A 13,447-nucleotide genomic window follows, 5' to 3' on the forward strand; every position below is an offset into this window, starting at 1 on the left:
TTTAAGGAGGTTTTACTATGAATGGTAATATGGATATGTTTATTTTGATTTTATATGTAGCAATTATTTTGTTTTTTGCATATAGGATTTTTAAAAGCAAAAAGAACAAGTCACTATTAAGTGGTGAGGTAGGTGAATTTGGTAGAGAAATTTCAAAATTAGAAATCGGTCTTTTGGTAGTTTTGTTAGTTACAGGCATTATTAATTTTTACCAAGGATTCAAATTAAACGACAAAACTAGTATGGCAACTGCGGGAGTTATGATTGTTCTAGCTCTTATATTTGGCCTATATTCCAAAAACAAGATGTATATTGGGGAAAATGGCATACTAGCAAATTCTAATTTTTATACCTACAAAGAGCTTAAAAAATGGGGATTTGATAAGGAAAGCTCAGACCTTGTTTTGCAAGTTAAAAAAGACAATCAAAGTACAAATGAAATTGTAAAAGTAAAAAAAGAAGATATAGAAGCTATTAATAATCTAATTAGAAAATATAAACTAAATAAATAGCTTGATTTTATCAGATTTTGCCGTATTATATTAGAGTTAAATTTTAGTGATTTACTCTAAGGAGAAAAGATGTTACTTGTAGTAGATATAGGAAATACAAATACAGTTCTCGGTGTATTTGACAAAGATGAATTATTATTTAGGTATAGAGTGGCTACAAATTTAAAGCGAACTAGCGATGAATTAGTAGCTACCCTTTTTAATATGTTCGGCGTTCATAATGTAGATAAGGACAAGATTGAAGATACAATTATTTCTTCAGTTGTACCAGATATAATGTATAATTGGCAGTCTTGCAACAGGAAACTTTTTGGCAGAGAGGCTTTGATAGTTGATTATAAGACTGATACAGGAATAACAATAGACTATGACTCTCCAAGAGAAGTTGGGGCAGATAGAATTGTAGATTCTGTTGCTGTTTATAGTAAGTATGGCGGTCCATCTATTATAGTGGATATGGGCACAGCTATAACCTTTGATGTTATTACCGAAGATGGAGCATACCTTGGTGGTTCGATAGCACCGGGCATAAAGATTGCCCAAGATGGTTTGTTTGGATCAACTGCCCAATTACCAAAAATTGAGCTTAGGGAGCCAAAGAGTGCAATTGCCACAACCACATCAGAAAGTATGAATGCCGGTATAGTTTTTGGTTATATATCAATGATTGATGGTCTAGTTGAACAAATTATGAAAGAGCTTCGCAATGACTATCATGTAGAAGATGATATAAATGTTATTGCAACCGGTGGATATTCTGAGCTTATTTCTGTAGAATCAAAATATATTAACATCATCGAGCCTGATTTGATGCTAGATGGTCTAAGAATTATTTATGAGCGAAACAAGAAATAAAGAAATAATGCTAGCTCCCCTTGCAGGAGTAACCGATGTTGCCTTTCGCATTATTTGCGAAAAATACGGAGCGGACAAAACTTTTACTGAAATGGTTAGTGTAAATGCCATGGCCTTTGACAATAAACAAACTGACGAGATAATGTTTATTTCAGATAAGGAAAAACATGCCAATATACAAATTTTTGGTAGGGATCTAGAAAGAATTGAAAAGGCAGTAAAAGAAAAGATAAACCCACTGGATAATGTAAGTGAAATAAGTTTTAATATGGGCTGTCCTGCACCAAAAATTTTTAAAAATGGTGAAGGCTCTGCTCTCATGAAAGACCTAGACCAAGTAGACCGAATAACAAAAGCTTTGAGAAAATCAACTGATAAGATAATAAATGTAAAGTTTAGAACTGGAGTAGATGATAATCACAAAAATTACCTAGAAGTTGGCAAAATTTGTGAGGCAAATGGCATAGATTATGTCATTCTTCACGCAAGGACACGAGACCAACACTACCAAGGCAAGGCTAGCTGGGAAGATATAAGAATACTAAAAGAAAATTTATCCATACCAGTAATAGCAAATGGCGATGTCTTTACAGTAGAAGATTTTATCAATATAATGGATGAAACAAAAGCCGATGGAGTTATGCTTGCAAGAGGGGCCATGGGCAATCCATTCTTGTTTAAGTATATCAAAGATTATTTGAAAAATGGTTCTTACCAAAAGGTTAGCCCAACTGAAATAGTTGATCAAATACGCGAACAATACGAGCTCTCCTTGCTGTATAAGGATGAGAGATTAGTTGTAAATCAAATGAGAAAGCACGTTGGCTGGTACATAAAGGGCCTTCCAAACGCTACAAAAATTAGAGAAAAAGTAAATACACTAAAGACTAAAGAAGAAATATTTAGTTTGTTAGATGAATATAAGGATGTTTTAGAGGAAGAAAATGACAGAGAATAAAGAAGTAATTTTATCAAAAGAGTACCTAGAAAAGCTAGAAGATGAACTGGAATATCTTAAAACAAAAAGAAGACCAGAAATAGCAGAAAAAATCAAAATTGCAAGATCTTTTGGAGACTTATCAGAAAATGCTGACTACGACGAAGCTAAAAATGAACAAGGTGAAGTTGAAAGTCGTATAGCAAAAGTTGAAGATATGATTAGAAATGCAAAAACTATAGAGGTTGACCTAAACTCTGATGTAGTAGGAGTAGGCAATACTGTAACAGTTTTTGACGAAGAATTTGATGAAACATTGGACTACAAAATAGTAGGTACTGCAGAAAGTGATCCAGTAAAAGGATTTATTTCAAACGAATCACCTGTTGGCGCAGCACTATTGGGTAAGAAAGTAGATGACAGAGTTGAAGTAGTTACTCCAAATGGGAAAATGTACTTCACTGTAAAAGGCATCAATTAAAAAAGGAGCGAAAATGACAGATCAAGATTTAAATGAAATGCTACGAATTAAGAGGGAAAAGCTAGAAGAATTAAAAGCAAATGGCAAGGACCCTCATGAAATTGTCAATTTCAAAGACCGTACACCATCAAAAGAAATCAAAGATAATTTTGACGAATATGAGGGCAAATCAGCAAGAATAGCTGGCCGTATTATGGCTAAACGTGGCCACGGTAATATGAGCTTTATGGATATCCAAGATGAAAGTGGAATAATCCAAATTGTAAACCGTAAAAATGTAATTGGCGATGAATTCAAAGAAGTTAAAAAATACGATATTGGTGATATAGTTGGAGTGGAAGGTGAAGTTTTCAAAACTAACCAAGGTGAAATATCAATAGAAACACACACACCTCAATTATTGACAAAGTCTTTGCAAATGCTTCCAGAAAAATGGCACGGCCTAAAAGACCCAGATCTTCGTTACAGACAAAGATATCTTGATCTTATAGTAAATCCTGAAGTAAAAGAAGTTTTTGTACTAAGAAGTAAAATTATTTCTGAAATTAGAAAATTCTTGGATAATAGAGGATTTTTGGAAGTTGAAACACCAATACTAAATACAATAGCAGGTGGAGCAACAGCTCGTCCATTTATCACCCACCACAATACCCTAGATATAGATATGTATCTAAGAATTGCAAACGAGCTTTACCTAAAGAGACTAATAGTTGGTGGTTTTGATAAAGTATATGAAATGGGCAGAATGTTCAGAAACGAAGGAATGGATGCAACTCATAACCCAGAGTATACAGCTATGGAATTATACCAAGCCTATGGTGATTATGACGACATGATGGAAATTACTGAGCATTTGATTGAAACTGTTGCTACAAATGTACTTGGTAAAACAAGTATAGAATACGATGGCAAAGAAATCGAACTAAAGGCACCATGGAGAAGACTTCCAATGATTGATGCAATCAAAGAAGAAACAGGCGTTGACTTTAACGAAATCACAAGCTATGAAGATGCAGTCGCAATAGCTAAAGAGAAAAATGTTGAAGTTAAGGAAAGCCGTGGCGAAATTATCGCAGAATTCTTTGAAGAATTTGTAGAAGAAAAACTTATCCAACCAACATTTATCATAGATTATCCAGTGGAAATATCACCACTTGCAAAAAGAAAGAATGACGACAAATCATTAACATACAGGTTTGAAGCCTTCATCAACGGAAAAGAAGTAGCAAATGCCTTCTCAGAACTTAACGATGCAGCTGACCAAAGAGAAAGATTTGAAGCTCAAGTAGCAAAACGTGAAAAAGGTGACGATGAAGCTCAAATGATGGACTATGACTTTGTAAATGCCCTAGAAGTAGGACTTCCTCCAACAGGTGGTCTAGGTATAGGCATAGATAGGGTTATAATGCTTCTAACAGGCCAACATTCAATCCGTGACGTATTGCTGTTCCCAACAATGAAACCAACAGGCAAAAATGCTGTTGAAAACAAAGAGGCAAGCGTTCAAACTCTTGATCACGAAGAAGAAGTTATAGACTTTACAGGTGTCACAACAGAAGAATTCTATGATGACATAGACTTTGATAATTTTGCAGCTTGTGACTTTAGAGTAGTTAAAGTTAAAAATTGTGAAGAAGTACCAAAATCTAAGAAACTATTAAAATTCACCCTAGATGATGGTAGTGGAGAAGATAGAATTATCCTATCTGGTATCAAACAATACTACAAGCCAGAAGAATTAATAGGTAAAAACCTAGTAGCTATAGTGAATCTTCCACCAAGAGCTATGATGGGAGAAGAATCAAATGGTATGATTCTTTCAGCCATCCACGAGCAAAATGGCGAAGAAGGTCTAAATGTTCTAATGGTAAGCAATAGAATACCAGCAGGAGCAAAAATAGAATAATTAAAACAAACTTCCTAGTCTTAAAAAGATTGGGAAGTTTTTTAATATCCTATTCTAATAATCCTTTTTATCTAAATGTATAAATATTTTTAAGAAAAAATCTATAAATCAAATAAGCTGGGGTATAATTTCCTTAAAGGAGTTATTATGGCAGATATTTCAAATTACAAGGATACAAGTGTAGCGAAAAAATTTATCAAAAATTATAATCTTGCAACATTATTTTTATCCATAGGAATTTTATTAGTTATTATATCATTTATCCCCTTGCTTATTATTGAAAGTCAACAAGAAGAGAACAAATACATACCGACTATAATTATTGCAGCTCTTGGCTTATTGATGATAGTAGTAAGTAATTATAAGATAAGTTCACTTAAGCATGAAAATAAGACAAAATACACTGTTGCAGCTTATGACTATGTGGATGATAGGTCCATAGAAGTTAAAAAGATTTTCAGACGTGATTTGATCATAGGAATTTTGATAATTGTATTAAGCTTGAGTTTTTATTTTTTATTCAAAACCAATACTATTATCCAAGAAGATTATCTCAAATACCTTAATTCTTTTCTCGTATTGTTATTTGCTATAGGAGTTTTTCTCATAGCTAACAGCAAGGGAAAACGCGATGCTTTGAAGTATATAAAAGAAAACATCTAGATTAATTCTAGATGTTTTTTAGTATCTTTTATAATTTCCTGATTTTAAACTTTCTGTAAGTTTAGATGGCTTCTTATCTATATTATCAACTATAGCATATTCTGATCTATTAACAGCAGCGAGTTTTGTATCATCGGACCATATTTTGCAATCTACAGTAACAGTTCTTTTTCCTCTTTTAATTATTTCAGATTTAGCATAAATATATTCAGTATTAAGTATTGGTCTTAGAAAATTTGTATATGAGCTTTGTGTTGGAGCGGTATATTTTACTTGGTTGGCCAAAAGACCAGTTGCAACATCAGCAAGAGCCATAATTATAGCTCCGTGTACAGCTCCAAGTTCATTTTTATATTCATCTTTTAAGGGGATTCTCATCTCCAAATATTGGTCATTCATTTCGTGTATTTCTACAGCTAAAGTATCGTTAAAAGTCATAATCTCCTCCATACATTAGATACTTATACCCTTAAAGCGTAAAATGTTGTAGAATATATATAGTATAATATTTAGAATATTAGGAGCAATTAGTGAAAATAAGTAGAAAAATTTTTAGTGTATTATTCCTTAGTGTTTTTTTGGTAGCTTGTTCTAGCAAAGAAGCTGAACCTACTAGTGAAAAAGAAGTAGTTAGAACAGCTGATTTAATTGAAAATATCAATCAAAACCAAAGAGATGAAAGCATTGATGAAAGTAATCAAAGCGAGGAAGTTATAGAAGAAAATGGTCAGGAAACTGATAAAAAAGAAGCTGAAGATAATCAAGAAGACCAAGAAGATCGAAAACTGAATACAGTTAAGATAAAGACTTTTGGAGATATCATGGCCCACCTTGCACAAATCCAATATGCCTACAATAAGGGTGGCGGTGCCTATGATTTCTCAGATTCATTTGCTTATGTCAGTGACTATATTAGTGATGCAGATATTTCTATAGGAAATTATGAAACAACAACCAATCCAAACCTAGCATATGCTGGCTTTCCTAGATTTAATGCACCAAAGGAATACCTAGAAGCTATCAAAGATGCAGGCTTTGATGTTCTTTCAACAGCCAATAACCACTCACTTGACACAGAGGTCGAAGGCTTATTTACAACAATTGAAGCTATGGATGAATTTGGCATTGACCATGTGGGTTCAAAAAAATCTGGCCAAAGCAGAATTTTGTATAAAAATGTCAATGGAATAAAATTAGCCTTTTTAGCCTATACTTATGGAGCAAATGGCCTAGTTGACCTAGTTCAAGTTAGAGAAGAAATACCAGAATTAAACTACTTGCACCCAGAAGAAATACAATCTGACATCAAAGAAGCTAAGGCAAATGGAGCGGATTTTGTAATCGTCTATCCACATTGGGGCATAGAATATCATTCTGATCCAAGTGCTGATCAAGTAGATCTAGGTAGAGAGATGATTGAATGGGGAGCAGACCTTGTCATAGGCAACCACCCACACGTTGTTGAACCGTACGAATACTACGAAGCTAGTGATGGTAGGACTGGCTTTATAGCCTATGCTCTAGGAAACTTTATCTCTTTCCAAAACCTTGAAAACAACAACGATATTAGAACAGAACAAGCAGTAAGCTATGAAATAGAATTGGCTAAAAATCCTAAAAATGGATCAACATCAATTGAAAATATAGAAGCACACCCTATTTGGGTAGGCGTAAAATATAATGACTTTGGAACAAGTGTTCAAAGTCATGTGGCAGAAGATTTCCTAGATGGTGGAAAATACTATGACGAAGTTGATGACTACCAAAGATCGAGAATCCAACAAGCTTATGATATGACTGTTGAAACCATAGATAAGGGAAATTAGAATGAATTCTTTTATAAGCTTTGAACTTTCTATACTAAATGCTATACAAAAAATAAGAAGACCATTTCTAGATGAATTTATGGTTGCCATATCTTCTCTAGGAAATGGAGCAATACTTTGGATATGTTTAATCATAGTATTCCTATCAACAAAGGAATACAAAAAAATGGCCCAAATAATGATTATTGCCTTTATAGGAAACTTAATAATTATAAACCTGGGCCTAAAAAACATAGTTGATAGGACAAGACCATATGAATATGTAAAAGGATTAGAATTATTAATACCAAAAGTAGGCAATGCCTCATTCCCATCAGGCCACAGCTCATACGCCACCACATTTGCGACAATTATACTATTTATGGGTAAATCAAAATTTCTAAGAATATTCACCTTAGTTTTGGCTATATTAATCTCATTTAGCAGGCTATACCTCCACGTCCACTTTCCTTCAGACATTCTAGCAGGTATAATACTTGGCATTGTAATAGGAATATTATCAATGAAATTTTATTTTTCGGGATATTATAAAAAACTGCGTTTACAAGGCAAATAAAATATGGTATACTATCTTAGTAACCATTTTGCCGGTGTGTTGGAATTGGCAGACGAGACAGACTCAAACTCTGTTGTCCACCAGGGCGTGTGGGTTCGAGTCCCACCACCGGCACCACAACAAGCCTGGCCGGCTTCCTGAGAGGCCTCGCGACCAAAAGTCGCGAAACAACCGCAACGAAGTGAGGACCTAAAAACTGCCGAAGGCACAATATAAACAAGCCCGCCCGGCTAAGAGAGGACTAAACTCGCCTCCCCGGCGCAGAGAGGGGTCGTGCCCTATAGGCACGAAACAACCGCAGACCCTTTAGGGTCGAGGACCAAAAAAGCTTCAATACATATTAAAAATGCTCATAATCAACAGATTATGGGCTTTTTTTAATGCAATCTTTAAAATATCAACCATATGCGTTATACTATTACTAAGGAGTTCTTATGACAAAAACACTAATGTTAATTGATGGATCAAGTTTAATATTTAGGGCTTTTTTTGCTCTGCCTAATCTTACAAACAATGATGGGGTTATGACAAATGGTGTATATGGATTTTTGACCATGTACCAAAATGCCTTTGATACATATAAGCCAGATTCAGTACTTGTTGCTTTTGACAGGTCTGGCAAAACTTTCCGTCATGACGAATTTAAAGATTACAAGGCTACTAGAGATAAGATGCCATCAGAACTTTCTTATCAATTTGGAATTCTAAAAGACATCCTTGATTCAATGGGGGTACAATATACTGACCTTGATGGATACGAAGCTGATGATATTGTAGGAACCTATGCAAATATGGGCCAAGAAGCTGGTTATAAGGTCGTAGTAATCACTGGGGATAGGGACTATCTGCAGTTGGTTGATGAAAATATAACTGTCTATCTTACCAAAAAGGGTATTTCCGATATGGTGGAATACAATGTATCTACCATTAAAGAAGAATTTGGCCTAAGTCCAAAACAACTTATAGATGTTAAGGGACTTGAGGGTGATAAGTCAGATAATATACCAGGTGTAGATGGTATCGGTCCTAAAAAAGCTATAGGATTTATCAAAGACTATGGGTCAATAGAGGGGCTTTACGAGCATATAGATGAGGTTTCTGGGAAAAAGACTAAGCAAAATCTGATTGACAGCGAGCACATTGCCTATATGAGCAAGAAAATCGGAACCATTGTCACTAATGCACCAGTAGAAATTGACTTAGATGATTTGAAATTAGGTCAAGTTGATGAGAAAAACCTTAGAGAGAAATTTTCTAAGTATAATTTTAATAAATTTATAGAAAAACTTGATAAAAATAGCGATGTAGCAGTAGAAGAAAAATCTTTTGACCTAGATACAACAAATGACTTAAAAGCTTTAGTTGATAAGATAAAAAGTGGCAAAGAATTTACTTTTAAGGCCATATATGATGGGGATAACTACATCCACTCAAATATTTATAAGATTGCTATAAAAACAAAAGATTCAAAAACATTTATCGTAGACCCAGATGAAGATTTTGTTGGAGATTTTAAAGAAATTTTTGCAGATGGGAAGATAATAAAGAACTCATTTGATATCAAAGAAGACATAGTCTTACTCGATAAAATCGGCATAGATGTAGAATTACCTTACCATGACCTAATGCTCATGCACTATCTGATAGATCCTTCCAGATCATCATATGATGTAAAAACCTTAAGCCAAGATTACTCTGATTACGAAGTTATAAGTTCGGTTGATCTTATTGGTAAGGGAGCAAAAACTAAATCATATATGGATATCGACCAGGATGATTTGGGTAACTACCTAGGATCTATCCTCTATACACTGGAAAATACAAAGGATAAGCTAGCTTACGAACTTAAAGATTATCAAATGTATGACCTTTATAAGGACATAGAAATAAAATTATCCAAGGTTTTATCAGAGATGGAAATTGCTGGATTTGTGACAGATAGACAAGTTTTGGAAGGCTTAAAAGCTGAGATAGATGAGATTATAGAGACTCTTACAAGAGAAATATATGAAATGGCAGGATCAGAATTTAATATTAATTCTACCAAGCAACTTGGAGAAGTCTTATTTAAAGACTTGGACTTGCCTGTTATCAAAAAAACCAAAACAGGATATTCTACTGATGCATCAGTTTTGGAAAAACTTAGGGATAAGCACCAAATAATACCAAAAATCGAACAATACAGGGAAATGTACAAGCTGCGTTCAACCTATATCGAAGGACTTGAAAATTCTATAGATGAGGATGGTAGGATAAGATCTACTTTTAGACAAAATATTGCATCGACTGGTAGACTTTCATCAACAGAACCAAATCTTCAAAACCTACCTATCAGGACTGAAGAGGGTAGAAAAATCAGAAAAGCCTTTAAAGCAAGTCCTGGTATGATTTTGATAGATGCTGACTATTCTCAGATAGAACTTAGGATATTAGCTTCCCTATCAGAAGATCAAAATATGATAGATGCCTTTATAAATGGTGTAGACATACACACAAAGACAGCATCAGAAGTTTTTGATACGCCGCTTGAGGAAGTTACAAAAGTTCAAAGATACAATGCCAAGGCTGTAAATTTTGGGATAATATATGGTATAAGCGACTACGGTCTTTCTCAAAATCTAAATATTCCTAGAAAAGTTGCTAAAGATTATATAGAAAATTACAAGGCAAGTTATCCAAATATCAAAAAATATATGGATAATATTATCAAAGAAGCAAGAGATCAAGGGTATACTGAAACACTATTTCACAGAAGAAGATATGTACCAGAGATTTCATCAAGAAATTTCAACGTCAGAAGTTTTGGAGAAAGAGTAGCCTTAAACACCCCAATCCAAGGGACAGCTGCTGATATCATAAAAATAGCTATGATAAAAACTTATGAAAAGCTCAAAGAAGCTGGCCTTGATGCTAGAATTATCCTGCAAATTCACGATGAGATTATCCTTGAATCAAGCATTTATGATAAGGAGCGTGCTATAGAAATATTAAGAGAGTCAATGGAAGAAGCCGCAAAACTTCCTGTACCACTATTAGTTGATATAGATACCGGAGAAAGTATGTATGAATCCAAATAAAATAGTAATAACAGGAACTATAGCCTCTGGCAAGTCTACCTTATCAAGGCTATTAGCCGATTTGGGTTTTACAGTCCTATCTGCTGATGAAACAAACAGGCGATTATTAGAAGTTGATGGTTTAAATTACCAGGCTATCAAGAATTCACCTTCCTTTACCGATGCCTTTGATGTTGACAACTTGGATAAGAAAAAATTAGCTAAAATTATTTTTTCTGATAAAGATAAATTATTGGAATTAAATCAATTAACCCACAAAAATATAATTAACGAGCTAGAAAAAACTATTGATAGCCTGGATGAAAAAGTGGTTTTTGTAGAAATTCCTTTATATTTTCAAATGAAAGATAAATTTGCTTGTGATGAAGTTTGGCTTGTTACTGCAAAACATGATACCCAAGTAGAAAGGCTGATGGATCGAGATAATATAGATGCATCCTATGCCAAAGAAAAGATAGAAAAGCAAAAAGAGCAAATCCAAATGCAAGAGCAAAGCGATGTAGTTTTTGACAATAGCGGTTCTGTAGCAGATTTGATTAAAGAATTAAAAATAGTTTTGGAAAAAAAGGATTTATTATGAAAGTTTTAAAATTTATAGGAAAAGTCTTAGGCTTTATTCTTCTGACAATCCTTACCCTAGTGGCAGTAAGCTATGGGGTGATTGCCTACCAAACATCTAGAACTCAGATAAATTACCAAGATCAGATAAATGAGTATTCAGATAAATACAATGTCGATCCCTTGCTTACAGCTTCTATTGTAAAGGTCGAATCAGATTTTGATAATGATGCACAATCTCACCAAGGAGCCAAGGGTTTGATGCAGTTATTAGATGAAACTGCCAAACACTCAGCAGAAGTAATTGGAGAGGACTACTATCCAGATAAGCTAAATGACATTGATTACAACCTCAAACTTGGAGTTGGCTATTACAACTACCTATATAATTATTACAACAATAAGGAATTAGCCCTTGCAGCCTACAATGGTGGGGTAGGAAATGTCGACAAATGGATAGATCAAGGAATTCTTGATAAAGAAAATCCAGATATCTCAAAGATACCTTTCGATGAAACTAGACAATATGTGATAAAAGTTATGGCAAATTATGAAGTTTACAAGACTTTTTACAAAGATGGACTGCCAACAAACTTTGACTTATCAGATTTGGGGCAACTAGCATATAATAATTTTATGGTTTTTTTGGGCAATATTATAGATGATATTGCCTAATTGGTTGCTCAATAGTTAAAACTAATTTATAATAGTTAATGAAAGAAAATAAAAAGGAGATTTTTATGGCCCAAGATGTTTTAACATTTAAAAAGGGTGTACATATAGACGAGTATAAAGAGCTATCTGAAAATAGTGATTTATTAAAATTGGAAGTGCCAAAAACTGTGGTTATTCCATTGACTCAACACATAGGTGCCCCAAGCAAATGTTTGGTTAACAAAAAAGATGAAGTGGCAATAGGCGATTTAATCGGCCAGGCTGTTGGTAATTTCTCAGCAAATATCCACTCATCAGTAGCAGGTGTTGTAAGCGATATTATCGATATCCAAACTGCCTCAGGTAAAAACTCACAAGCAGTAGTGATTGATACTGAGGGATATGATCAAGCAAAAGAGTACATACTAAATGATAACGTTAGCTTACAAAAAGAAGAGATTGTAGCAAAAATCAAAGAAGCTGGAATAGTTGGTATGGGTGGAGCAGCCTTCCCAACACATATCAAATATACACCAGCAAAAGCTGTAGACACAGTTATAGTAAATGGTGCAGAATGTGAACCATATGTTACCTGTGATGATTACATATTAAAAAATAGACCAGAAGCAATTGTAAAAGGTCTAGAGCTCTTAGTTACTGCAGCTGGAGCAAAAGAGGGAATCATAGCAATTGAAGATAATAAGGCAAAGGCTTATGAAGTTATAGTAGCTTATCTTAAGGATTATGCAAACAATGCAACTAATATGCCAGGACTAAAAGTAGTAAAACTTGCTACAAAATACCCTCAAGGTGATGAAAAAAGATTAATTGATGCAACACTAAATAGAGTAGTGCCATCAGGTGGTCTTCCAATGGATGCTGGAGTAATAGTTTCAAACGTATCAACTGTAAATGCAGTTTATGAAGCTATTTATTATGATAAGCCTCTAATCGAAAGAATTATGACAGTTACAGGACACAATGTAGCTAATCCTACAAATATGCTTGTTAAAATTGGTACACCTTTTGAATTTGCCCTAGAAGCGGCAGGTGGAACTAAGGGAGAAATTGGTAAACTTATAAACGGTGGACCAATGATGGGTATTGCCCAACCAAAAACTGACCTTCCAATAGAAAAAGCAACTAACTGTATACTAGTTCAAACAACAGAGGAAGCGATCCCACCAGTTACTGAACCATGTATCAGATGCGCTAGATGTGTAGAAGTATGTCCAGTTAACCTATTACCTCTATATATCCACAAATATTCACTAAAAGAGAAATTTGACAAGGCAGAAGAGTTAAGAATTATGGACTGTATAGAATGTGGATCATGTTCTTATATTTGCCCATCAAAAAGACCTCTTGTGGAAGCAATTAGATTTGGTAAGAGACAAATAAGACAAGCAGGTAGATAGGAGG

The 13,447-nt window shown here is 34.2% G+C and carries 13 protein-coding genes and 1 tRNA gene; 13 read left to right on the forward strand and 1 reads right to left on the reverse strand.

Features of this window, described 5'->3' with window-relative positions:
* Positions 1-17 precede the first annotated feature (17 nt).
* The 6 genes from BN38_RS02830 to BN38_RS02855 all read left to right on the forward strand — a co-directional run bounded on the left by BN38_RS02830 (position 18) and on the right by BN38_RS02855 (position 5,354).
* Positions 18-512, forward strand: a complete 495-nt coding sequence (locus tag BN38_RS02830) for a DUF5673 domain-containing protein (RefSeq protein ID WP_044565467.1) — start codon at positions 18-20, stop codon at positions 510-512.
* Between the two features lie 69 nt (positions 513-581).
* Positions 582-1,367, forward strand: a complete 786-nt coding sequence (locus BN38_RS02835) for a type III pantothenate kinase (protein ID WP_044565468.1) — start codon at positions 582-584, stop codon at positions 1,365-1,367.
* A complete protein-coding gene (dusB, locus tag BN38_RS02840) occupies positions 1,348-2,325 on the forward strand; it encodes a tRNA dihydrouridine synthase DusB (protein WP_044565469.1) in 978 nt (325 codons plus the stop codon). Before BN38_RS02835 ends, dusB begins: the two co-directional genes overlap by 20 nt.
* Positions 2,312-2,785: a transcription elongation factor GreA gene (gene greA / locus BN38_RS02845; protein ID WP_044565470.1), complete on the forward strand. Its 474-nt coding sequence runs from the start codon at positions 2,312-2,314 to the stop codon at positions 2,783-2,785. Before dusB ends, greA begins: the two co-directional genes overlap by 14 nt.
* A gap of 13 nt (positions 2,786-2,798) precedes the next feature.
* Complete coding sequence (gene lysS / locus BN38_RS02850; protein ID WP_044565471.1) at positions 2,799-4,691, forward strand: lysine--tRNA ligase; 1,893 nt, start codon at positions 2,799-2,801, stop codon at positions 4,689-4,691.
* 147 nt (positions 4,692-4,838) lie between these two features.
* Complete coding sequence (locus BN38_RS02855) at positions 4,839-5,354, forward strand: hypothetical protein (protein WP_044565472.1); 516 nt, start codon at positions 4,839-4,841, stop codon at positions 5,352-5,354.
* A gap of 18 nt (positions 5,355-5,372) precedes the next feature.
* Here BN38_RS02855 and BN38_RS02860 read toward each other — a convergent pair whose 3' ends face one another.
* Positions 5,373-5,792: a PaaI family thioesterase gene (locus BN38_RS02860; protein WP_044565473.1), complete on the reverse strand. Its 420-nt coding sequence runs from the start codon at positions 5,790-5,792 to the stop codon at positions 5,373-5,375.
* Positions 5,793-5,884: 92 nt separating this feature from the next.
* On the opposite strand from BN38_RS02860, the gene BN38_RS02865 reads away from it, so the two are divergent.
* The 7 genes from BN38_RS02865 (at position 5,885) to rsxC (ending at position 13,443) form a co-directional block, all read left to right on the forward strand.
* Positions 5,885-7,180 (forward strand): CapA family protein, encoded by a 1,296-nt coding sequence (locus tag BN38_RS02865; RefSeq protein ID WP_049944433.1) that lies wholly within the window; start codon positions 5,885-5,887, stop codon positions 7,178-7,180.
* A 1-nt stretch (position 7,181) separates the two neighbouring features.
* Positions 7,182-7,736 carry a phosphatase PAP2 family protein gene (locus BN38_RS02870; RefSeq protein WP_044565474.1) on the forward strand — a complete coding sequence of 185 codons (555 nt, stop codon included), beginning with the start codon at positions 7,182-7,184 and terminating at the stop codon, positions 7,734-7,736.
* A 30-nt stretch (positions 7,737-7,766) separates the two neighbouring features.
* Positions 7,767-7,853, forward strand: a tRNA-Leu gene (locus BN38_RS02875).
* Between the two features lie 317 nt (positions 7,854-8,170).
* Positions 8,171-10,813 (forward strand): DNA polymerase I, encoded by a 2,643-nt coding sequence (polA, locus tag BN38_RS02880; RefSeq protein ID WP_044565475.1) that lies wholly within the window; start codon positions 8,171-8,173, stop codon positions 10,811-10,813.
* Positions 10,800-11,393 (forward strand): dephospho-CoA kinase, encoded by a 594-nt coding sequence (gene coaE / locus BN38_RS02885; protein WP_044565476.1) that lies wholly within the window; start codon positions 10,800-10,802, stop codon positions 11,391-11,393. Before polA ends, coaE begins: the two co-directional genes overlap by 14 nt.
* Entirely contained in the window at positions 11,390-12,046 is a 657-nt protein-coding gene (locus tag BN38_RS02890; RefSeq protein WP_044565477.1) for a lytic transglycosylase domain-containing protein, read from the forward strand. Before coaE ends, BN38_RS02890 begins: the two co-directional genes overlap by 4 nt.
* A 65-nt stretch (positions 12,047-12,111) precedes the next feature.
* Positions 12,112-13,443 carry an electron transport complex subunit RsxC gene (rsxC, locus tag BN38_RS02895; RefSeq protein WP_044565478.1) on the forward strand — a complete coding sequence of 444 codons (1,332 nt, stop codon included), beginning with the start codon at positions 12,112-12,114 and terminating at the stop codon, positions 13,441-13,443.
* Positions 13,444-13,447: the final 4 nt, after the last annotated feature.

The sequence above is a fragment of the Anaerococcus provencensis genome (genome assembly GCF_000312365.2).
GTDB lineage: Bacteria > Bacillota > Clostridia > Tissierellales > Peptoniphilaceae > Anaerococcus > Anaerococcus provencensis.